Source organism: Delftia sp. 11MD, assembly GCF_050907895.1.
Taxonomy (GTDB): Bacteria; Pseudomonadota; Gammaproteobacteria; order Burkholderiales; family Burkholderiaceae_C; genus Comamonas; species Comamonas tsuruhatensis.
In genome coordinates, this window is record NZ_CP194333.1 from 2208187 (window position 1) to 2230184 (window position 21998).

The following is a 21998-nucleotide window of genomic DNA, read 5'->3' on the forward strand; positions in this document are numbered from 1 at the left end:
CGTTCCATCAAATACGTTGCCAGCGCAGATGATGACTGCACTATACGCTCACAAACTCATAGCCGCGGGGCTCGCGCACCGGGTGCTTTGGCGCATTGACGCAGCCGTGGGCGAATTCGTATGCTGGACAGTTGGCAGTAGGGCTTTTGCCTGCCGCTGCCTGCCGCATCGGCGGGTATTTTCAGGCCCGATTGCGCTTCAGACGTCCGGGTGTTCGGCCGGCTCGTTGCGCACGACGCTGCTCAGCGGCGGCGGCACGTCCTGGCCCGCACGGCGTGCGCGGAACAGGGCTGCACGCATCAGGAAGATGGTCGTGATGGGAACGGTCACCGAGATGAACACCGCAATCAGCAGCGCATGCACGGCCAGGCTCTGTCCGCTGACGGAAAAGTAGATCCAGGTGGCATGCATGATCAGCCAGCAGCCCATGGTGGCGATGATGGAAGGCGCATGCACGCGCTCGAAATAGCTGTCCAGGCGCCACAGGCCCATGGAGCCCAGAAAGGCGATGATGGCGCCGCCCAGCGCCAGCACAGCCACCAGGATCTGGCACCACAGCGGCAGCGTGGTGGTTTCCGGCATCATTCGATCACCTCGCCGCGCAGCAGGAACTTGGCCATGGCCGTGGAGCCCACGCAGCCGAACAGCGCAACCAGCAGGGCGGCCTCGAAATAGCTGGTGCTGTCATAGATGATGCCCATCAGCAGCATGGCCAGCATGCCGTTGAGGTACATGCAGTCCAGCGCCAGCACGCGATCCTGGGCGTGCGGGCCCTTGAGCAGGCGCAGCACGGCGCAGCCCATGGCGGCGACCAGCAGGCCCAGCGCGAACATCAAAGTCCAGTGGAACCAGGGCATCATTCGAAAATCTCCATCAGGGGGCGCTCGTAGGAGCGCTTGACGTGCTGGACGATCTCTTCGGGGTCATCGACCTCCAGCACATGCAGCATGAGCTGGGAGCGGTCGCGCGAGATCTCGGCCCAGGCCGTGCCGGGCGTGATGCACACGATCATGGCGAGCACGGCCAGGCCGTTGGGGTCGCGCAGTTCCAGCGGGATGCGCACGAAGTTGGCCGGGTGCTTGCGCATGCCTGGAAACAGCATGAACCGCACGACGTTGAAGTTGGACACCGAGGTGTCCCAGACCACGCGCAGCCCCAGGCGCACGATGGTCAGCGGATGGCGCACGCGCACGGGCAAGGGGCGCAGGCCGCGCAGCAGCAGCGGCAGCAACAGGCCCAGCAGGGCGCCCAGCAGGATCTGGCCGCTGCTGAACGAGCGGTTGAGCAGCAGCCACAGCAGGAACAGCGCCACCGACAGCAGCGGCGCGGGCAGCAGGGTTTTCATCATCGGGAATCCTCCTTGCCGGCCGTTGGGCCTGCATCGCCTATGCCTGCGGGCATGGGCGCGCCGCTGGCCTGGGCAGCGGCGCGCGCGGCGCCTTCGGGGCCGGCTTCCAGCCGCGCCTTCTTTTCTGCCGGGCTCGGCTCCGGCTGCGTGCCCATGACGGAGCGCACATAGACATCGGGCGCCAGCAGCGCATCGGCCGCACGCTGCGTGTAGCCCATCAGCTGGCCACCCTGCACGGTGAGCGCCACGCAGCAGGCCAGCAGCACGGCGATGGGCAGGCCTTCGGCCACACGCAACGAGGGCGAGTTCTGCTCCTCGGTCGCCCAGAAATGGCGTATGCCGGCGCGCACCAGCGACAGCAGGGCGAGCAGTCCCGTGGCGATCATCAGCGCCACCAGCACCCAGCCGGCCCAGCCGGCCTGGAAGCCGCTGGAGTTGCCCAGGCCCAGCGGGTTGAGCAGGGCAGACAGCATGGCGAACTTGCCCACAAAGCCCGAAAGCGGGGGCAGGCCGGTGACCACCAGGGTGGCCAGCATGAAGCTCAGGCCGATGAAGGCGGCCGCTGCGGGAATGGCGCGGCCGATCAGCACCTCTTCGGATTCGTCGAGGTTGAAGCCCTCTGTGGGCAGCAGTTCGGCGTTGAGGAAGGGAGCCTCGTCATCCTCATAGGGCTCGCCCGCATCGTCATCCACGCGCCAGCGGTCCACCACGTCGGCGATCAGAAACAGGGCGCTCACGGCCAGGGTGGAGCTGGGCAGGTAGTACAGCAGCCCGGCCGTCAAGGCGTTCTGGCCAAACCCCGTGGCGGCCAGCAAGGTGCCCGAAGAGAGAACGGCCGCAAAGCCCGCGATATGCGTCAGCCGCTGCGAGCCCAGCATGCCCAGGCCGCCGAAGGCCATGGTCAGCATGCCGCCGACGATCAGCCAGGTGCTGCCGAACAGGGCGGAGGCGCCGGCCTCGGAGCTGAACAGCAGCGTCCACAGCCGCAGCACCACGTAGACGCCCACCTTGGTCATGAGCGCGAACACGGCGCCCACGGGAGCGGTGGCTGCGCTGTAGGCCGGCACCAGCCAGAAGTTCAGCGGCCACATGGCTGCCTTGGTCAGGAAGGCAATGCCCAGGATGGCAGCGGCCGAATGCAGCAGCCCGCGGTCGTCGCTGCTGACCTGGGGGATGGCACGTGCCAGGTCGGCCATGTTCAGCGTGCCGGTCAGGCCGTAGAGCATGGACACGCCGATCAGGAACAGCGACGAGGCTGCAAGATTGATGGCGATGTAGTGCAGGCCCGCCTGGATGCGCGTCCGCCCGGAACCATGCAGGACCAGTCCATAGGAGGCCGCGAGCATGATCTCGAAGAACACGAACAGGTTGAACAGGTCCGCCGTGAGGAAGGCGCCGCTCAGGCCCATCAGCTGAAACTGGAACAGCGAGTGAAAGTGCATCCCCGCGCGGTGCCAGCGGGCGCTGGAGAAGACCAGCGAGGCCAGGGCCACCGTATAGGTCAGCACCAGCATCATGCCGGTCAGGCGGTCCAGTGCCAGCGAGATGCCGAAGGGCATGGGCCAGTTGCCCGGCATGTAGACGCCCAGGTTGACGGGCGCGCCGGCCTGGTCGGTCCACAGCATCAGCATCACGGCCACGCCCAGCCCCATCAGGGTGGATACCAGTCCAAGAGCGAATTTGAGGCGCTGGCGCTCTTCGCGCAGCAACAGCATCAGCGCTGCCGAAAGCATGGGCAGCACGATGGGCGCCAGCATCAGGTGCGGCATGAGACGGGCGGTCAGCTCGTTCATGGCATCTCCTGCTCGGTGCGGGAATGGGCTCCGTCCACATGGTCGGTGCCCGTGGTGCCGCGCGAGGCCAGCAGCACCACCAGGAACAGTGCCGTCATGGCAAAGCCGATCACGATGGCCGTGAGCACCAGCGCCTGCGGCATGGGATCCGCATAGTGCGCAAGATCCTGCGGCACGCCGGCGCGCAGCACGGGCTCCTTGTCGATGGCCAGGCCCTGGCGGCCCATGCTGAAGATGAACAGGTTGACTGCGTAAGACAGCAGGGCCAGGCCCATGATGACCTGGTAGGTGCGTGGGCGCAGCAGCAGCCACACGCCCGAGCCCGTCAGTACGCCGATGGCAATGGCAAGCACGACTTCCATCAGAAACCTCCTCGTGCAAGCGCTGCAGCGGTGGCCTGCTGCACGGCGGCTTCGGCCTCTTCGGCCTGTTGCTGCTGCTCCTCCAGCAGACGGGCGTGGTAGCGGTGGCTGCGCACCGATTGGTGGGCGATGGCCGTCAGAATGAGCATGGTCGCGCCGACCACCAGCGAGAACACACCGATGTCGAAGAACAGGGCGCTGGCGAGATGCACGTCGCCGACGACTGGCAGGGTCATATGGAAGGTGTGGCTGGTGAGAAAGGGATAGCCGGCCACGATGGAGCCCATGCCGGTACCCAGTGCGAACAGCAGGCCGACACCGATCCATCGGCGCGGGAAGATCGGCAGGTGGGCCTCGACCCACTGCGTGCCGGAGATGATGTACTGCATCAGCAAGGCGACCGAGAACACCAGGCCGGCCACGAAGCCGCCGCCGGGCTCGTTGTGGCCACGCATGAAGATGTAGACGGAAACCAGGGCGGCAAACGGCAGCAGCAGCCGCACCAGCACGGCGGGCACCATCAGGTAGCCCACGGCCGTATCGCCTGCGTTGCGCGGATTGAACAGATCGGTCTGCAGGTCGCCAGGCATGTAGCGCTGCTGCTCGGGCAGGTCCAGCGTCTCGCGGGCCGGGCGAAAGCGCCTGAGCAGAGCATAGACGACCAGGGCCACGATGCCCAGCACCACGATCTCGCCGAAGGTGTCGAAGCCCCGGAAGTCCACCAGCATGACGTTGACCACATTGGTGCCGCCGCCATCGCTGAGCGCATGTTCCAGGAAGAAGGTGGAGGCCCCGTCATAGAAGGGGCGGCTCATCATGGCGAAGGCCAGCCAGGCCATGCCGCCACCTGCAACCAGCGACAGCAGCAGGTCACGCATGCGGCGCGAGCGGGCGCGCAGCTCGGCGGACAGCACGGGAATGTGCAGGCTTTTGTCGCGCTTGGGCATCCAGCGCAGGCCCAGCAGCATCAGCACCGTGGTGGCGACCTCGACGACCAGCTGGGTCAGCGCCAGGTCAGGCGCCGAGAACCACAGGAAGGTCAGGCAGGTGCACAGGCCGGCGCCGCCCAGCATGATCAGCGCCGTCAGCCGGTGGTACTTGGCCTTCCAGGCCGTACCCAGGGCGCAGAGAATGCCCACGGCCCACAGCATCACGAAGGCGGGCGACAGCGGCAGCATGCTCCGGTCTCCCAGCTTGATGCCTTGCAGCCACAGCGGCAGAACGCCAGCCAGCACGGCGGTGCAGACCAGCCACAGCATCTGCCACTGCAGGCGCATGGTGGACAGGCGCCGGCGCGACCAGCGGCCCAGCAGGGACAGGCGGGCCAGCAGGTTCTCGAAAACACGCTGGCCGCTGAGCGTGCCCACCAGCGGCGCGGTATCCATATGGCCGGCCTGGCGCTGCCAGCGCAGCAGCATGTACAGCAGGATGCCGCCAATCAACGCCACAAGGCTCATGATCAAGGGCATGTTCCAGCCGTGCCAGATGGCCAGGCTGTACTCGGGCAGGTCGCCGCCGACCACGGGCGTGGCGGCCGCTGCGAGAAAGCTGCCCACCGCCCACGCCGGCAGCATGCCCACCACCAGGCAGGCCAGTACCAGCAGCTCGACGGGCACGCGCATCCAGTGCGGAGGCTCGTGCGGGTCATGCGGCAGGTCGGTGGCCTTGGGGCCGAAGAAGACGTCGATGGTGAAGCGCAGCGAATAGGCCACGCTGAACATGCCCGCCACCGTGGCTGCCACCGGCAAGGCCGTGCGCACCCAGGGAGCGGCATCCAGGTAGACGGTCTCGGCGAAGAACATCTCCTTGGACAGGAAGCCGTTGAGCAGCGGTACGCCCGCCATGGCCGCGCTGGCCACGCAGGCCAGCGTGGCCGTGATGGGCATCATGTGCCGCAGGCCCGAAAGCCGGCGGATGTCACGCGTGCCGCTTTCATGGTCGACGATGCCCGCGGCCATGAAAAGCGAGGCCTTGAAGGTCGCGTGGTTCATGATGTGGAACACCGCAGCCACGGCGGCCAGCTTGCTGTTCAGGCCCAGCAGCAGCGTGATCAGGCCCAGGTGGGAAATCGTCGAATAGGCCAGCAATCCCTTGAGATCGTGCTGGAACATGGCCAGATAGCCGCCGATGAGCAGGGTTGCCGCGCCGGCTCCGCCCACTAGCCAGAACCAGGCATCGGTGTCACCGAGCACGGGCCACATGCGCGCCAGCAGGAACACGCCGGCCTTGACCATGGTGGCGGAGTGCAGATAGGCCGACACCGGCGTGGGCGCGGCCATGGCGTGCGGCAGCCAGAAGTGGAAGGGGAACTGCGCACTCTTGGTCAGCGCGCCCAGCAGGATCAGCACCAGGGCGACCAGGTACAGCTGGTGGTCACGCACCTGCTGGCCGGCGATGAGCACGTTGTCCAGGTCATAGCTGCCCACGATGTGGCCCAGCACCAGCATGCCGGCCAGCATGGCCAGGCCGCCTGTGCCCGTCACCGTCAGCGCCATGCGCGCGCCGCGGCGTGCATCCTTGCGATGGTGCCAGTATCCGATCAGAAGAAAGGAGAAGAGGCTGGTCAGCTCCCAGAAGAAGGCAATCTGGATGATGTTGCCCGACAGCACCACGCCAGCCATCGCGCCCATGAAGGCCAGAAAGAACGAGAAAAAGCGCGGCACGGGATCGGCCGGCGACATGTAGTAGCGCGCATACAGCACGACCAGCGAGCCTATGCCCAGCACCAGCATGCAGAACATCCAGGCAAAGCCGTCCATGCGGATCACCAGGTTCAGTCCCAGTGCCGGCAGCCACTCGATCTCCTGGCGCAGCACTTCCCCATCGGCGATCTGTGGAAACAGCAATGCGGTCTGTATGGCACAGCCCAATGCGATCACGCCGGCCAGAGTCGACTCCGTATTGCGCGCATTGGCGGGCAGCATTGCGGCAATCAGGCTGCCGATGAAGGGTAGGAGTATGAGGGTGATCAGGGGCATGGGCGGTCCATTTTACGGGCAAGGTTTTTTGCTTCGCTATGAAAACCTGAGCATGTTTCAGGCTATGGCCGCGCATACCCCGAGGGTCGTACGCATGAAAAACCCGCCGAAGCGGGTTGGATAGAGACAGTTCGCGTCTTCAGGAGGCCGAGCCGGCCTTGGCTGGAGTGGCCGGCTTTGCCGCCTGCTCCTTGGTCGGCTTGGTGCCCTGGGCCGCCGTGTCCTTGCCCCCCTTGGCCGCAGTGTCCTTGGCATCAGGCTTGGCGCTGTGGCCTTTGTAGCTGCTGCCGTTGACAGTCAGGCCTTCGCCCGAAAACTTGGTGGCTGTCGGTTCCGCCACACCCTTGACCCGTGCGATGAAGTCGGGCCAGTCCTTGAAGGGGGCGGATTTGCGTTCCTCGAGAATGCGTGCCGACATGGCCGGGCCTATGCCCTTGATGGATGTCAGTTCGGCTTCATTCGCCTTATTGGCTTCCACAGCGGCCAAAGCCATCACGGACCACAGCAGCGCAATGAAGCCAGCCATCAATTTTCTGAACATACAAACCTCCTGATCCCTCAATGTTGAGGGCCGCAACATTGCGACCCAGAAGCATCTTATGCAGGCCTCTGGCGTGCCGCCAGGCAGTCGCGGGCTCCAGGAGGCCGGCGCAGGCTCGGCCGCACGCGCCCAAAGCCAATGGCCACGCGCCCTCCAGGGCGGTTTCTAGGAATACTCTGAAAATACACTGGCCATGCCGTGTTTGCCAATGGGGGTGACGCGGTGCCGGGGATATGGCCGCCTTTCGCCATCCCAACCCATCACAGCTCCTCGACGCGCCGGGCCGGGTAGCTGTCCCAGCTCTGGCAGCCGGGGCAGTGCCAGAAATGCTGGCGCGCCTCGAAGCCGCAGGCCGCGCAGCGATAGCGGGTCAGCGGTTTGGCGGCGTGGTCCAGCGCGCGTTGCACGGCTGGGTGGTATTGCTCCTCGGACAGTTTCTCGCCAGCCAGCCACTGCGCAGCAGCCACCAGGGAAGGTTCCCGGTCCAGATGCTGGACCAGGCGGGCGCGTCCCGGTGCCTTGGTTTCACCATCGGTGCTCTGTTCTTCAATTTGAGCGTCCAGCGCAACCAACGCCTGCAGCAGGTCCAGCGAAGGTGCCTGGGTGTATTGCTGGCTGAGCAGCTGGTGGACATGCTGGCGTTGGCCTGTGGCGGCGGCGATGTCCACCAGCAACTGGGCTGCCAGCGGCAGCGCGGCGGGGGACTGCTCGGCCAGGCTCTCCAGCGTTTGCAAGGCCTGGGCCGATTGCCCCATGCGATGCTGCAGCTGGGCATGCTCCAGGCGCGGTCGCGCAGCCTGGGGTGCTGTGGTGATGGCTTGCTGCAGCCGCTGCAGCGCCTCGGCCTGCTGGCCCTGCGTGAGCAAGGACTGGGCGTCTTCGCACAGGTAGTGCGCCAGCCGGCCACTGAAGTCCCCCTGGTTGGCATCCTGCATGCGGCGAGCAATGGCGGCGGCCTGTGTCCAGTCGCGCGAGCGCTCGTAGATGGCCAGCAGGGCCAGGCGGGCCTCGGCCTCGAAGGCCGTGCCTTCCAGGCGGCGCAGCGCGTCCTCGGCGCGATCGAGCAGGCCTGCCTTCAGAAAGTCCTGGGCCAGCGCGTGCTGGGCGCGGTCGCGGTCCACGCGGCTGAGGTCGCCGCGCGACAGCAGGTGCTCATGCACGCGCACGGCGCGGTTGTATTCGCCGCGGCGGCGAAAGAGATTGCCCAGGGCGAAGTGCAGCTCCGAGGTGTCGGGGTCGTTCTGCACGGCTTCGATGAAGGCGTCGATGGCCTTGTCCTGCTGCTCGTTGAGCAGGAAGTTCAATCCCTTGAAGTAGGCCTTGGGTGCCTGGCGGTTTTCGGCGCGAATCTGCCGCAGGTCCCAGCGCGAGGCCAGCCAGCCCAGCACGAAGGCCACGGGCAGGCCCAGCAGTATCCAGCTCAGATCAAATTCCATGCACGTCGCCCGGCAGGATGGGGGAGGGGGACGCCTTGGGCGCCGTGGCTGGCGCCGCTCCTTCGGCTGCAGGCGCGGGGACCTGGGTCGAGCGCGCGGCATTGCGGTGCTTGAGCCAGCGCGGCACCATGCCCAGCACGCCCACGATCAGGCCCAGGGCGAAGGCCGCCAGCACCACCAGTACCAGCGGCGCAGTCCAGGAGGTGCCGAAGAAGAAGTGCACCGTCGCGTCCTGCTGATTGTTCAGTGCGAAGGCGAACAGCGTAAAAAAAATGGCCGCCTTGAGCAGCCACAGGAAGTACTTCATGTGTTCCCTTGTGTGACGGGAACGATTCTAGAGCCTGGCGGTGACGACGGCTGCAGTGCGCGCAGCCGGCAAGCCGGCTTTCAGGCGGCAGGGCCGGTGCCTGCGGAGCTGGCGGCAACCGTGTCGGGCGCCGCGCCGGGGCGCAGGTCCACGGCTTCGCGCAGGGCCTTGCCGGGCTTGAAGTGCGGCACGCGCTTGGACGGAATGTGGACGGCCTCGCCGCTGCGGGGATTGCGGCCCATGCGGGGCGGGCGGTGGTTGACCGAGAAACTTCCAAAGCCGCGGATTTCGATGCGATGGCCGCGCACCAGGGCATCGCTGACGGCGTCAAGAATCGTCTTGACGGCCTGCTCGGCGTCGCGCTGGCTCAGTTGGCCAAAGCGTGCTGCGAGTTCTTCGACGAGATCGGATCGGGTCATCAAGGATAGGAATCAGGGGTTGAAATGGCGACGGGCGCCCGGAGGCACCCGTCGCATCCGACCTTCAGCGGTCAGCAGACTGGCTGCTGATTACTTGTCGGAGTTGTCCAGCTTGGCGCGCAGCAGGGCGCCCAGGCTGGTCGTGCCGGCGTTTTCCTTGGCCGACTGGGCGGACAGGGAAGCCATGGCTTCTTGCTGGTCAACCTGGTCCTTGGCCTTGATCGACAGCTGGATGTTGCGGGTCTTGCGATCCACATTGACCACCACGGCGGTGATCTCGTCGCCTTCCTTCAGCACCGAGCGGGCATCTTCCACGCGGTCCACGGCGATTTCCGAAGCGCGCAGGTAGCCGACGATGTCTTCGCCCAGGTCGATTTCAGCACCGCGTGCGTCCACCGTCTTGACCTTGCCCGACACGATCTGGCCCTTGTCGTTCACAGTCACGAAGGTCGTGAAGGGATCGCTGTCCAGCTGCTTGATGCCCAGGGAGATGCGCTCGCGCTCGACGTCCACGGCCAGCACGATGGCTTCGACTTCCTGGCCCTTCTTGTAATTGCGCACGGCAGCTTCGCCGGGCTCGTTCCAGGACAGGTCGGACAGGTGCACCAGGCCGTCGATGCCGGCAGCCAGACCCACGAACACGCCGAAGTCGGTGATCGACTTGATCGGGCCCTTGACGCGGTCGCCGCGCTTGGTGTTCTGTGCGAACTCTTGCCAGGGGTTGGCCTTGCACTGCTTCATGCCCAGCGAGATGCGACGCTTGTCTTCGTCGATCTCCAGCACCATGACTTCGACTTCGTCACCCAGGGTCACGAGCTTGGTCGGAGCAATGTTCTTGTTGGTCCAGTCCATTTCGGAGACGTGCACCAGGCCTTCGATGCCGGGTTCCAGCTCGACGAACGCGCCGTAGTCGGCAATGTTCGTGACCTTGCCGAACAGGCGGGTGCTCGAGGGATAGCGGCGCGAAACGCCCATCCACGGGTCGTCGCCCATTTGCTTCAGACCCAGCGAGACACGGTTCTTCTCGGTGTCGAACTTGAGGATCTTGGCAGTGATTTCCTGGCCAGCCTGCACGACTTCCGAAGGATGACGCACGCGGCGCCATGCCATGTCGGTGATGTGCAGCAGGCCGTCGATGCCGCCCAGGTCCACGAACGCACCGTATTCGGTGATGTTCTTGACCACGCCTTGAACGATGGCGCCTTCCTTCAGCGTTTCCATCAGCTTGGCGCGCTCTTCGCCCATCGAGGCTTCGACCACGGCGCGGCGGCTCAGCACCACGTTGTTGCGCTTACGGTCCAGCTTGATGACCTTGAACTCCATCGTCTTGTTTTCGTACGGAGTCAGGTCCTTGATCGGACGGGTGTCGATCAGCGAACCGGGCAGGAAGGCGCGGATGCCGTTGACCAGCACCGTCAGGCCGCCCTTGACCTTGCCGGAGGTCGTGCCGGTCACGAATTCGCCCGATTCCAGGGCCTTTTCCAGAGCCAGCCACGAGGCCAGGCGCTTGGCGGTGTCGCGCGACAGGATGGTGTCGCCGTAGCCGTTTTCGATCGAGCCGATGGCGACCGACACAAAGTCGCCCACCTGGACTTCGATTTCTCCCTGGTCGTTCTTGAATTCGTCGATCGGCACATAGGCTTCCGACTTCAGGCCAGCGTTCACGACGACGAAGTTGTGCTCGACGCGCACGACTTCAGCGGTGATGACCTCGCCAGGACGCATTTCCGTGCGTTGCAGCGATTCTTCAAACAGGGAGGCAAAAGATTCAGACATGTATTTCCTTGCCCGCAAACAGGTTTCCGTTGGCACCATTGCCAAGCGTTTCTAGGACTGTTTGCGGAGGTGTTGTGGGTTCAACCACGGGGTTGGAGTCTATGAACCTCGGGCCGTACACGGGGCGGTGCCGCCATGTCTGGGCCCTGAGGGCGGGTTGCCGACCGTGCGGCGCAACTGGCAATCAGTCGCGGCCGAACGGCTGGCGTTCCTGCCACCATGAAAGCACCTGCTCTGCCACCTCTTCGATGGAAAGCTCGGAGCTGTCAAGCAGCATGGAATCCTGGGCGGGCTTGAGCGGTGCAACGCTGCGGTTCATGTCCCGCGCATCGCGTGCTTCAAGGTCTGCCCGAAGGGCGCTTATGTTAGCGGCAATTCCTTTGGAAATCAACTGCTTATGCCGGCGCTCGGCGCGACAGGCGGCGGAGGCCGACAAATAGACCTTGAGGGGAGCATGGGGAAAGATCACCGTGCCCATGTCGCGGCCGTCGGCGACCAGCCCCGGCAGCTGCTGGAAGGACAGCTGCAGGTCCACCAGTGCATCGCGCACGGCCGGCAGGGCCGAGACGCGCGAGGCGTTCATGCCCGACTCCTCGCTGCGCAGGATCAGGGTGACATCCTCGTCGCCCAGCCAGATGCGCTGCTCGGCATCAAAGCGCACGGGCAGCGCGCGCGCCAGCGCGGCAATCTGCGGGGCGTGGGATTCGTCCAGCACCATGCCGGCCCGCGACGCGGCCAGTCCTGTGAGGCGGTACAGCGCGCCCGAGTCCAGCAGGTGGTAGCCCAGGGCCTCGGCCACCTCGGCGGCGATGGTTCCTTTGCCGGAGGCGGTGGGGCCATCGATGCAGATCACGGGGATGCGGGCACGGGCGGTCTCGCAGACCGAGAACAGGGCCTCGAAGTAGTCGGGGAAGGTCTTGGCGACGCACTTGGGGTCTTCGATGCGCACGGGCAGGGCGGCCGGGTTGAAGGCCGCCAGCGAGAAGCACATGGCCACGCGGTGATCGTCGTAGGTGTGGATGCTGGCCGCGCGCCATGCGGCGGTGGATGCGGGTGGTGTGACGCGGATGAAGTCCGCGCCTTCCTCGACTTCGGCGCCCAGCTTGCGCAGCTCCTTGGTCATGGCCGCGATGCGGTCGGTCTCCTTGACGCGCCAGCTTGCGATGTTGCGCAGCGTGGTCGTGCCATCGGCATACAGGGCCATGACGGCCAGCGTCATGGCGGCATCGGGGATGTGGTTGCAGTCCAGGTCGATGGCCTTGAGCGGCCAGGCGCCACGGCGTATGCGCAGCCAGTTCGGGCCTCCCTCCACCTCGGCGCCCATGGCGCGCGCGGCTTCGACAAAGCGGATATCGCCCTGGATGGAGTCCAGTCCCACGCCGAGGATGCGGATGCCTTCGGCGCTGTCCGAGGCGATGGCGCCCAGTGCGATGAAGTAGCTGGCCGACGAGGCGTCTGCCTCGACATGGATCTCGCCCGGCGAGCGGTAGCGACTGCCGGCCGGGATGGTGAAGCGCTGCCAGTTCTCGTTGTGCACGGCGATGCCGAAGCGGGCCAGCAACTCCAGCGTGATATGGATGTAGGGCTTGGAGATCAGCTCGCCCACGACTTCGATGGTGATGTCGCGCGTGGTGGCCAGCAGCGGCAGCGCCATCAGCAGCGAGGTCAGGAACTGGCTGGAGACATCGCCACGCACCTGGATGGGGCTGTGCGGCAGCTGCGAGAAATCGGGCTGGCGGATGTGCAGCGGAGGAAAGCCCTCGTTGCCCAGATAGTCGATGCGGCAGCCGAGCTGTCGCAGCGCATCGACCAGATCGCCGATGGGGCGCTCATGCATGCGCGGCACGCCGCTGAGTTGGAAGTCGCCGCCCAGCACGGACAGGGCTGCCGTCAGCGGCCGCATGGCCGTGCCGGCGTTGCCCATGAACAGCTCGGCACTGGCGCCGGAGGGCAGGACGCCGCCCAGGCCGGTGATGCGCACAGGCTGGCCGAGGGTGATGGCGGTGGGCTCCACCGTGCAGCCCAGTTGCTGCAGGGCCCGGAGCATGACGCGCGTGTCGTCCGAGTCAAGCAGGTCGTGGACCACGGTCGTGCCCTGGCTCAGCGCTGCCAGCAGCAGCACGCGGTTCGAGATGCTCTTGGAGCCTGGCAGGCTCACCGTGCCCTGAGCGCGGGAAAGAGGGGGGATATCGAGGAAGGCGGTACTGAACATGGCAATTCGGAGGCAAACAGGCTATCGGAAGGCATTGCGGCCGCGCTGGCCGCAATCCACAGATGCGCTTGGGGGCGCTTGGAGCGCGGCCGGCGTTGCGCGTCAGCGGCGCGGTACGCCCATGCGCCAGTGGGCACGCGCCGCGCTGGCCAGGGTCAGGTGGTCTTCCAGGCCTTGGCCGTCGCCGGCCTGGATCAGGCATTCGAGTTGCTGCAGCGCCTGCTGGAACTGGCGCGACTGCGCCAGCACCTGTTCGCTGTTGGCCAGCAGCACATCGCGCCACATCTTGGGGTCGCCTGCTGCAATGCGTGTGAAGTCACGGAAGCCGGGGCCGGCCAGGGACAGCACCTCATCGGAATCGGGCTGGGTGATCACGCTTTGCATCATGGCGAAGGCCAGCAGATGCGGCAGGTGGCTGACCGTGGCAAAGGCGCTGTCGTGGGCTTCTGGCGACATGGCGCGCACGCGGCAGCCCAGCAGCTCCCACAGGGACTGGGCCTTTTGCAGGTGCTCGGTCAGTGTGCGTTCCGTGGGCGTCAGGATGACCTGTGCGCCCTTGTACAGCTGGGGGTCGGAATGCTCGACGCCCGAGACTTCCTTGCCCGCAATGGGGTGGGCCGGCACGAAGGAGCCGAGCTGGTCGCGCAATGCCGAGCGGGCGGCATGCACCACATCGACCTTGGTGGAGCCCACGTCCATGATCATCATCCCGGGCGTGACCAGGTGCTTGATGGACTTGAGCGTGGCCTCGGTGGCCGCCACGGGCACCGCCAGCAGCACCAGGTCTGCGCCGGCGGCGGCCAGCAGGGCCGAGGGGGCCTCCACATCGATGACGCCCATCTGGCGTGCGCGCTCGGTGGTGGACGGGGATTTGCTGTAGCCCACGACACGCTTGACCAGCCCGGCCTGCTTGAGCGCCAGCGCGAACGAGCCGCCCATGAGGCCGCAGCCGATCAACCCCAGTTGTTCGAACGGCTGCATCACTTGGAGACCGGATAGGTGCCCAGCACCTTGTAGAAGGCGCACAGCTCGCGCAGCTCTTGCAGCGCGCTGGCCACGTTGGGCTGGGCCGGGTGACCTTCGAGGTCGATGTAGAAGTAGTACTCCCACTGGCCGGTGCGTGCGGGGCGCGATTCGAAGCGCGTCATGGAGACGCCGTGCCGCTTGAGCGGTACCAGCAGGTCATGCACGGCGCCGGGACGGTTGGGCACGGAGATGATGATGCTGGTGCAATCCTGCCCGCTGGGCGCGGGCGTCGCCAGCGTGTGCGGCAGGCAGATGACGGCGAAGCGCGTACGGTTGTAGGCATCGTCCTGAATGGCATGCGCCACCACGTGCAGGCCGAATTGCTGGGCCGCGCGTTCGCTGGCCAGGCCGGCGATGTCGGGGTGCAGCGCCGCCAGGCGGGCGCCTTCGGCGTTGCTGGACACCGGGCGGCGTTCGGCATGCGGCAGATGCTTGGACAGCCAGCCCTGACATTGGGCCAGGGCCTGGGGGTGAGCCGCAACCACCTTGATGCCTTCGGTCGTGTTGGTGCTGCGCAGCAGGTTGTGGCGCACCAGCAGGCTGACCTCTCCCACCACGTGGCAGGGCGTATGCAGGAACATGTCCAGCGAGCGCGTGACCACGCCTTCGTTGGAGTTCTCCACGCCCACCACTCCGTACTGCGCGCTGCCCGCGGCCGTGGCGTGGAACACCTCGTCGAAGCTGTTGCAGTACATCAGGTCGGCCGCGCCGCCGAAATACTGGATGGCCGCTTCCTCGCAGAACGTGCCCGCCGGGCCCAGCACGGCCACGCGCTGGGGTGACTCCAGAGCCAGGCAGGCCGACATGATCTCGCGCCAGATCGCCGAGACATGGGCGTTCTTGAGCGGGCCGGGGTTGGCGGACTCGATCTTCTGGATGACCTGGGCCACGCGGTCAGGGCGGAAGAAGGGCGTGCCTTCCCGCTTCTTGACCTCGCCGACCTGCTCGGCCACGCGGGCGCGTCGGTTCAGCAGATCCAGCAGTTGCTGGTCGATATCGTCGATCTGCACGCGCAGATGCGCCAGATCGGGAGAGGCTTGGGGTGGGGTGCTCATGTAAGGGGTGTGGTCGGTCAGGCGTTGCGCTGTTCGAAATCGCGCATGTACTCCACCAGCGCCTGCACGCCAGCGATGGGCATGGCGTTGTAGATGCTGGCACGCATGCCGCCGACGGACTTGTGGCCCTTGAGCTGCAGCAGGCCGCGTTCCCGGGCTCCGGCCAGGAAGGCGTCATTGCGCGACTCGTCGCGCAGGAAGAAAGGGATGTTCATGCGCGAGCGGCAATTGGCAGCGACCTTGTTCACGTAGAACGAGGACTGGTCCACGTACTGGTAGAACAGGTCGGCCTTGGCGATATTGCGCGCCTGCAGGGCCGCCACGCCGGTCAGGCCGCCTTCGGTCTGGCGCTTGATCCACTGGAAGGTCAGGCCCGCGATGTAGATGCCCCAGGTGGGCGGCGTGTTGTACATCGACTGGTTGTCGGCCACGGTCTTGTAGTCGAAAGCCGAAGGGCAGGCGGGCAGGGCGTGGCCCAGCAGGTCCTCACGCACGATGACCAGGGTCAGGCCGGCCGGGCCCAGGTTCTTTTGCGCACCGCCGAACGCCAGGCCCACGCGGCTCCAATCGACGGGGCGCGAGGCCACGTGCGAGGAGAAGTCAACCACCAGCGGAGCATCGCAGCCCAGCGCCTTCAGGTTGGGCAGTTCCTGGAACTCCACGCCATGGATGGTTTCGTTGCTGCAGATGTGCACGTAGCTGGCGCCACGGCTCAGTTGCCAGCTTTCAGGGGCGGGCAGGGTGGTGAATTGGCTGTCCTCGCCGCTGGCTGCGATGTGTGCATCGGCCACGTACTTGCGTGCTTCCTTGGCCGACTTCTGGCTCCAGCTGCCGCTGAGCACGAAGTCCACCGTGCCGGCGCGCGACAGGTTCAGCGGAACAATGGCGTTCTCGGCCAGGCCGCCACCCTGCATGAACAGAATCTTGAATTCGGGCGGCACGGCCAGCAGCTCGCGCAGATCGGCCTCGGCCTGTTCGTAGATGGAGATGAACTCCTTGCCGCGGTGGCTCATCTCCATCACGCTCATGCCGGACCCGTGCCAGTCGAGCATTTCGGCGGCTGCCTGCTGCAGCACTTCGGCGGGAATGGCGGCAGGGCCGGCGGAGAAGTTGTAAGGGCGGTTCATGGAGTTCACTGTCAAGTCACGCGCAGGCGCCAGTTCGGGCGGGGCCTGCAACTGTCAAAAATCTGGGCCGCCGCTACGGCTGCACTCCCGGTGTGGGAGGCAGCCCCAGCGGCGGCCGGGTCATCAGGCGGGCTCGCCTGTGCCTTCGGCAGCGGCTTCGTCGCCGCCCGGGGCTTCCTCGCCCGTGGCCTCGCCCTCGACTTCGTTGGCATCGTTTTCGACGATGCGCTGCAGGCCGCCCAGCTTGGCGCCTTCGTCCAGCGAGATCAGCGTCACGCCCTGGGTGGCTCGGCCCAGTTCGCGGATTTCCGACACCCGGGTACGCACCAGCACGCCAGTGTCGGTGATCAGCATGATTTCGTCATCGGCGTGGACCAGGGTGGCGGCGACCACCTTGCCGTTGCGCTCGGACTGCTGGATGGCAATCATGCCCTTGGTGCCTCGGCCGTGGCGCGTGTACTCGACGATGGACGTGCGCTTGCCGTAGCCGTTTTCCGTGGCCGTGAGCACGCTTTGCGATTCGTCCTCGGCCACCAGCATTGCGATCACGCTCTGGCCCTCTTCCAGGGTCATGCCCTTGACGCCACGCGCATTGCGGCCCATGGGGCGCACGTCGTTTTCGTCGAATCGAACGGCCTTGCCGCCGTCGCTGAACAGCATCACGTCATGCTTGCCGTCGGTGAGGGCTGCGCCGATCAGGAAATCGCCCTCGTCCAGGCCCACGGCGATGATGCCGGCCTTGCGCGGGTTGGAGAACTCGTCCAGCGCCGTCTTCTTCACGGTGCCCATGCTGGTGGACATGAACACATAGTGGTCGGCCGGGAAGCTGCGGTACTCGCCCGTCAGCGGCAGCACCACGTTGATCTTCTCGCCATCCTGCAGAGGGAACATGTTGACGATGGGGCGGCCACGCGAACCGCGCGAGCCCGCCGGCACTTCCCAGACCTTGAGCCAGTACAGGCGGCCGCGGTTGGAGAAGCACAGCAGGTAGTCGTGCGTGTTGGCGATGAACAGCTGGTCGATCCAGTCGTCTTCCTTGGTGGCCGTGGCCTGCTTGCCGCGCCCGCCGCGCTTTTGCGAGCGGTACTCGGACAGCGGCTGGCTCTTGATGTAGCCCGTGTGGCTGAGCGTGACCACCATGTCGGTGGGCGTGATCAGGTCCTCGGTGGACAGGTCCTGCGCGCTGTACTCGACCGTGCTGCGGCGGGCGCCGACCTTGCTCTGTCCGAACTCGGCCTTGATCTGCTTGAGCTCGTCGCCAATGATGGCCGACACGCGCTCGGGCTTGGACAGGATGTCCAGCAGGTCCTCGATGACGGACATCACGTCCTTGTACTCGGCGACGATCTTGTCCTGCTCCAGGCCGGTCAGGCGCTGCAGGCGCATCTGCAGGATTTCCTGGGCCTGGGTCTCGGACAGGCGGTACAGGCCATCGGCCTGCATGCCGAATTCGCGCTCCAGGCCATCGGGGCGGTAGTCGTCGGCATTGACCACGCCGCCATCGGTACGGGTGCGCGTCAGCATCTCGCGCACCAGCTTGCTGTCCCAGTTGCGCGTCATCAGCTCGGCCTTGGCCACAGGTGGCGTGGGCGCGTTGCGGATGATGGCGATGAAGTCGTCGATGTTGGCCAGCGCGACCGCCAGGCCTTCCAGCACATGGCCGCGCTCGCGCGCCTTGCGCAGTTCATAGACCGTGCGGCGCGTGACCACTTCGCGGCGGTGCTGCAGGAAGACCTCGACCAGATCCTTCAGATTGCACAGCTTGGGCTGGCCATCGACCAGCGCCACCATGTTCATGCCGAAGGTGTCTTGCAGCTGGGTCAGCTTGTACAGGTTGTTGAGCACGACCTCGGGCACTTCGCCGCGCTTGAGCTCGATCACCAGGCGCATGCCCGACTTGTCGGACTCGTCCTGGATGTGGCTGATGCCCTCGATCTTCTTCTCGTGCACCAGCTCGGCCATGCGCTCCTGCAGCGTCTTCTTGTTGACCTGATAGGGCAGCTCATCGACGATGATGGCCTGGCGCTGGCCGCGGTCGATGTCCTCGAAGTGGCACTTGGCACGCATCACCACGCGTCCGCGACCCGTGCGATAGCCCTCCTTGACACCGTTGATGCCATAGATGATGCCGGCCGTCGGGAAGTCGGGCGCGGGGATGATCTCCATCAGCTCGTCGATGGTGGCCTGGGGCGTCTGCAGCAGGTGCAGGCAGGCGTCCACCACCTCGTTGAGGTTGTGCGGTGGAATATTGGTGGCCATGCCCACGGCAATGCCCGAGGAACCGTTGACCAGCAGATTGGGCAGCCGCGCAGGCAGCACCAGCGGCTCGCGCTCGCTGCCGTCGTAGTTCGGGCCGTAATCGACCGTTTCCTTGTCGATATCGCCCAGCATTTCATGGGCAATCTTGGACAGGCGGATTTCGGTGTAACGCATCGCCGCCGCGCTGTCCCCGTCCACCGAACCGAAGTTGCCCTGACCGTCCACCAGCATGTGGCGCAGCGAGAAATCCTGCGCCATGCGCACGATGGTGTCGTACACCGCACTGTCGCCGTGCGGGTGGTATTTACCGATCACATCACCGACGATACGCGCCGACTTCTTGTACGGCCGGTTCCAGTCGTTGTTGAGCTCGTGCATGGCAAAAAGCACGCGCCGATGCACAGGCTTGAGACCATCTCGCGCATCGGGCAGCGCCCGGCCCACGATCACGCTCATTGCGTAATCGAGATAGCTGCGACGCATCTCCTCTTCGAGGCTGATGGGCAGGGTTTCTTTAGCAAACTGGGTCATGTGTGGCGATACTCTGACGGCGGGAAAAGGCCCATTTTAGGTCGAATGACGTGTAGCAGCCGAGCAACATAACCCTGGAATTCCGCCGCTGTCCTACTTGTTGGCCCCCGCTTGGCGGTCCGTCTGCATGTGACGTATGGCACAATCAATTCAACGTTTTTGGTGATGGTCACTGATGACGTCCACAGATTCGCAGCCCTGCTGCGGCTTTTTCCCCAAGAGGAGAACCATGAAGAAACTGAACAAAGTGGCGATGTTGTTTGCCTCTGCCGCCCTCGCAACGGCCGCTGGCGCACAAGTGAAGGCTGCTGACGGTGGCAAGACCATCGACAACTGGCAAAACGGCACCAGCGAACTGGTGTGGAAGAACGGCACGAACGAACTGTGCTGGCGCGATGCCAACTGGACGCCCGCCACTGCAGCTGCTGACTGCGACGGCGCTCTGAAGCCTGTGGCCGCCGCTGTGGCTCCCGCCGCAACGCCCGCTCCGGCAACTCCCGCACCCGCACCGGCACCCGCTCCGGCCGTGGCCTCCAAGGTGACCTTCTCTGCCGACGCTTTCTTCGACTTCGACAAGTCGGTTCTGAAGCCCGAAGGCAAGGCCAAGCTGGACGACCTGGCCTCTAAGGTCAAGGGCATCAACCTGGAAGTGGTCATTGCCGTGGGTCACACCGACTCCGTTGGCTCTGACGCCTACAACCAGAAGCTGTCGGTCCGCCGCGCTGAAGCCGTGAAGGCTTACCTGGTGTCCAAGGGCATCGAAAAGAACCGCGTCTACACCGAAGGCAAGGGCGAAAAGCAGCCTATCGCCGACAACAAGACCAAGGAAGGCCGCGCGAAGAACCGTCGCGTGGAAATCGAAGTGGTCGGCACCCGCGCCGCCCAGTAATCTTTCGATTGCTTCTCGCAAAAGCCCCGGCAACGGGGCTTTTTTTATGGCTGAACGGTCGCCGCAATCGCCGACAATCGACGCCATGAGCAACGCAATCAACCTCAACGCCGACCCGGCGGAGCTGGAGAAATTCTCCAGCCTGGCCCATCGCTGGTGGGACCCGGAAAGTGAGTTCAAACCCCTGCATCAGATCAATCCGCTGCGGCTGGACTGGATCGATGCGCAAGTTCCCTTGAAGGGGCGCAGAATTCTGGATGTCGGGTGTGGCGGCGGCATCCTTGCCGACTCCATGGCGCGCAAGGGTGCGCGCGAAGTGGTTGGCATCGATCTGGCCACCAAGGCATTGCGCGTGGCCCAGCTGCATGCACTGGAGACGGGTACGCCCAACATCCACTACCACGAAGTCAGTGTGGAGCGTCTGGCACAGGAGCAGCCTGGTTCCTTTGATGTGGTGACCTGCATGGAGATGCTGGAGCATGTGCCCGATCCCGCCTCCGTGGTGTCGGCCTGTGCTGAGCTGGTCAAGCCTGGCGGCTGGGTGTTCTTCTCCACGATCAACCGCAGTGCAAAGGCCTTCGGTCTGGCCATCGTCGCGGCAGAATACCTGCTCAAGATGATTCCCAAGGGAACGCATGAGTACGCGAAACTGATCCAGCCCAGCGAACTCGCCATGTTCGCCCGTCAGGCTGGCCTTGATCTGCAGGCCAGCAAGGGCCTGCAGCACAACCCCATCACAGGGCGCTACTGGCTCAGTGCAGACACATCTGTGAACTACATGCTGGCCACGCGCCGGGCCGAAGGGTAAGCCGCATGTGGAAAGAAGTCCGAGCCGTGCTGTTCGATCTGGACGGCACCTTGATCGACAGTGCACCAGACCTGGGTGCAGCCGCAGACAGGATGCGTACGGATCGGGGTATGCCTTCAATTCCCTATGAGCGATATCGACCCATGGCGGGCGCGGGGGCGCGGGGCATGCTGGGGGTGGGGTTCGGGCTCACGCCCGACTCGCCCGAGTTTGCGCAGATGCGCGAGGAGTTCTTCCGCAACTACGAGCAATGCATGACAGAGCGCACCTATGCGTTCGAGGGTGTCGAGGAACTGATTGCACGACTCCAGGCTGTGTCCATGCCCTGGGGCGTGGTCACGAACAAGTCCATGCGCTTTACCGATCCGCTGACGCAACAGATGCCGCTGTTCGCAACTGCGTCAGCCGTCGTCAGCGGCGACACCACGCCCCACGCAAAGCCCCATCCTGCACCCTTGCTGGAGGCTGCCGCGCGTATCGGCCTTCCTCCCGAGAGTTTTGTCTATGTCGGTGACGACGAGCGCGACATCGTTGCAGGCAAGGCCGCAGGCATGAAGACCGTGGCGGCTTGCTACGGCTACCTTGGCGCAGCCGGCGATACGCTGCACTGGCAGGCGGATGCGCAAATCAATTCTCCGCTGGAGCTCTTGAAACTGCTGGAAAGAGGCTAAGATAGGAGCCTTGGGGCTGTCCTGGTTTCGACGTGGGTTCGGGACCGGTGTGGTGCATGTCGAGCTTGATTGACGCTCGTAAATCTCCATTCAAAAAACTAACTGCAAACGACGAACGTTTCGCACTCGCCGCTTAAATCCGGTGAGCCTTGCAACAGCACGCTGATGGGCTGGGCAAGGGGGTAGCAATACCTCCCGGCTGCAAGGGAATTCACATCAGCTGGCTGCGTGCTGGGCTTCTTAGTACGTGGCAAGATCCAAGGAAGCTGGCATCCCGGGTAGCGTGCGCCTGCGCGACTCGGGAGGCGAGACTCAAAACAGAACGCTAAACATGTAGATCTGCCCGGCGAAGGCTTGCGGACGCGGGTTCAATTCCCGCCAGCTCCACCATCCAAGACAACGCCACACAACGGAGAACCCGATGTGTGGCGTTTTTTCTTGCCCGCTCGTTGCCTTGTGT

General features: G+C 65.1%; 19 protein-coding genes and 1 other RNA gene. 4 read left to right on the top strand and 16 right to left on the bottom strand.

The window, feature by feature from the left end; all coding sequences use genetic code 11:
* Positions 1-198: 198 nt before the first annotated feature.
* The 16 genes from ACRSCF_RS09770 to gyrA all read right to left on the bottom strand — a co-directional run bounded on the left by ACRSCF_RS09770 (position 199) and on the right by gyrA (position 19170).
* A complete protein-coding gene (locus ACRSCF_RS09770; RefSeq protein ID WP_016450496.1) occupies positions 199-585 on the bottom strand; it encodes a monovalent cation/H(+) antiporter subunit G in 387 nt (128 codons plus the stop codon).
* Positions 582-860, bottom strand: a complete 279-nt coding sequence (locus ACRSCF_RS09775; protein ID WP_012206532.1) for a K+/H+ antiporter subunit F — start codon at positions 858-860, stop codon at positions 582-584. The genes ACRSCF_RS09770 and ACRSCF_RS09775 overlap by 4 nt, the downstream gene beginning before the upstream one ends.
* Entirely contained in the window at positions 857-1348 is a 492-nt protein-coding gene (locus tag ACRSCF_RS09780; protein WP_016450497.1) for a Na+/H+ antiporter subunit E, read from the bottom strand. Before ACRSCF_RS09780 ends, ACRSCF_RS09775 begins: the two co-directional genes overlap by 4 nt.
* On the bottom strand, positions 1345-3141 hold the full coding sequence (locus tag ACRSCF_RS09785) for a monovalent cation/H+ antiporter subunit D (protein WP_017404727.1): 1797 nt from the start codon (positions 3139-3141) through the stop codon (positions 1345-1347). Before ACRSCF_RS09785 ends, ACRSCF_RS09780 begins: the two co-directional genes overlap by 4 nt.
* A complete protein-coding gene (locus tag ACRSCF_RS09790; RefSeq protein ID WP_016450499.1) occupies positions 3138-3503 on the bottom strand; it encodes a Na+/H+ antiporter subunit C in 366 nt (121 codons plus the stop codon). Before ACRSCF_RS09790 ends, ACRSCF_RS09785 begins: the two co-directional genes overlap by 4 nt.
* Entirely contained in the window at positions 3503-6481 is a 2979-nt protein-coding gene (locus tag ACRSCF_RS09795; RefSeq protein ID WP_151019170.1) for a monovalent cation/H+ antiporter subunit A, read from the bottom strand. Before ACRSCF_RS09795 ends, ACRSCF_RS09790 begins: the two co-directional genes overlap by 1 nt.
* A 139-nt stretch (positions 6482-6620) precedes the next feature.
* Positions 6621-7022, bottom strand: a complete 402-nt coding sequence (locus ACRSCF_RS09800; RefSeq protein ID WP_034363686.1) for a ComEA family DNA-binding protein — start codon at positions 7020-7022, stop codon at positions 6621-6623.
* A 260-nt stretch (positions 7023-7282) separates the two neighbouring features.
* Complete coding sequence (gene lapB / locus ACRSCF_RS09805) at positions 7283-8458, bottom strand: lipopolysaccharide assembly protein LapB (protein WP_016454366.1); 1176 nt, start codon at positions 8456-8458, stop codon at positions 7283-7285.
* Positions 8448-8765, bottom strand: coding sequence for a LapA family protein (locus tag ACRSCF_RS09810; RefSeq protein ID WP_034363688.1), 318 nt, complete (start codon positions 8763-8765; stop codon positions 8448-8450). Before ACRSCF_RS09810 ends, lapB begins: the two co-directional genes overlap by 11 nt.
* A gap of 80 nt (positions 8766-8845) precedes the next feature.
* Positions 8846-9184, bottom strand: a complete 339-nt coding sequence (locus tag ACRSCF_RS09815) for an integration host factor subunit beta (RefSeq protein WP_017404723.1) — start codon at positions 9182-9184, stop codon at positions 8846-8848.
* 90 nt (positions 9185-9274) lie between these two features.
* A complete protein-coding gene (rpsA, locus tag ACRSCF_RS09820; protein ID WP_255247313.1) occupies positions 9275-10999 on the bottom strand; it encodes a 30S ribosomal protein S1 in 1725 nt (574 codons plus the stop codon).
* A gap of 145 nt (positions 11000-11144) precedes the next feature.
* Positions 11145-13172, bottom strand: a complete 2028-nt coding sequence (locus tag ACRSCF_RS09825) for a bifunctional 3-phosphoshikimate 1-carboxyvinyltransferase/cytidylate kinase (protein ID WP_244387954.1) — start codon at positions 13170-13172, stop codon at positions 11145-11147.
* 102 nt (positions 13173-13274) lie between these two features.
* Complete coding sequence (locus ACRSCF_RS09830; RefSeq protein ID WP_016449514.1) at positions 13275-14153, bottom strand: prephenate dehydrogenase; 879 nt, start codon at positions 14151-14153, stop codon at positions 13275-13277.
* Positions 14153-15253 carry a prephenate dehydratase gene (gene pheA, locus ACRSCF_RS09835; RefSeq protein ID WP_016454364.1) on the bottom strand — a complete coding sequence of 367 codons (1101 nt, stop codon included), beginning with the start codon at positions 15251-15253 and terminating at the stop codon, positions 14153-14155. The genes ACRSCF_RS09830 and pheA overlap by 1 nt, the downstream gene beginning before the upstream one ends.
* A gap of 17 nt (positions 15254-15270) precedes the next feature.
* Positions 15271-16380: a 3-phosphoserine/phosphohydroxythreonine transaminase gene (serC, locus tag ACRSCF_RS09840; RefSeq protein ID WP_034363695.1), complete on the bottom strand. Its 1110-nt coding sequence runs from the start codon at positions 16378-16380 to the stop codon at positions 15271-15273.
* Between the two features lie 123 nt (positions 16381-16503).
* Complete coding sequence (gene gyrA / locus ACRSCF_RS09845; protein ID WP_046238042.1) at positions 16504-19170, bottom strand: DNA gyrase subunit A; 2667 nt, start codon at positions 19168-19170, stop codon at positions 16504-16506.
* Between the two features lie 229 nt (positions 19171-19399).
* Here gyrA and ompA point away from each other — a divergent pair, with 229 nt between their 5' ends.
* The 4 genes from ompA to ssrA all read left to right on the top strand — a co-directional run bounded on the left by ompA (position 19400) and on the right by ssrA (position 21928).
* The gene (ompA, locus tag ACRSCF_RS09850) at positions 19400-20059 is read left to right on the top strand and encodes an outer membrane protein OmpA (protein WP_016449510.1); all 660 of its coding nucleotides are present in this window, start codon (positions 19400-19402) and stop codon (positions 20057-20059) included.
* 85 nt (positions 20060-20144) lie between these two features.
* Positions 20145-20867: a bifunctional 2-polyprenyl-6-hydroxyphenol methylase/3-demethylubiquinol 3-O-methyltransferase UbiG gene (gene ubiG, locus ACRSCF_RS09855; protein ID WP_017406940.1), complete on the top strand. Its 723-nt coding sequence runs from the start codon at positions 20145-20147 to the stop codon at positions 20865-20867.
* A gap of 5 nt (positions 20868-20872) precedes the next feature.
* Positions 20873-21538, top strand: a complete 666-nt coding sequence (locus ACRSCF_RS09860) for an HAD-IA family hydrolase (protein WP_016449508.1) — start codon at positions 20873-20875, stop codon at positions 21536-21538.
* Between the two features lie 12 nt (positions 21539-21550).
* Positions 21551-21928: a transfer-messenger RNA gene (gene ssrA / locus ACRSCF_RS09865) on the top strand.
* Positions 21929-21998: the final 70 nt, after the last annotated feature.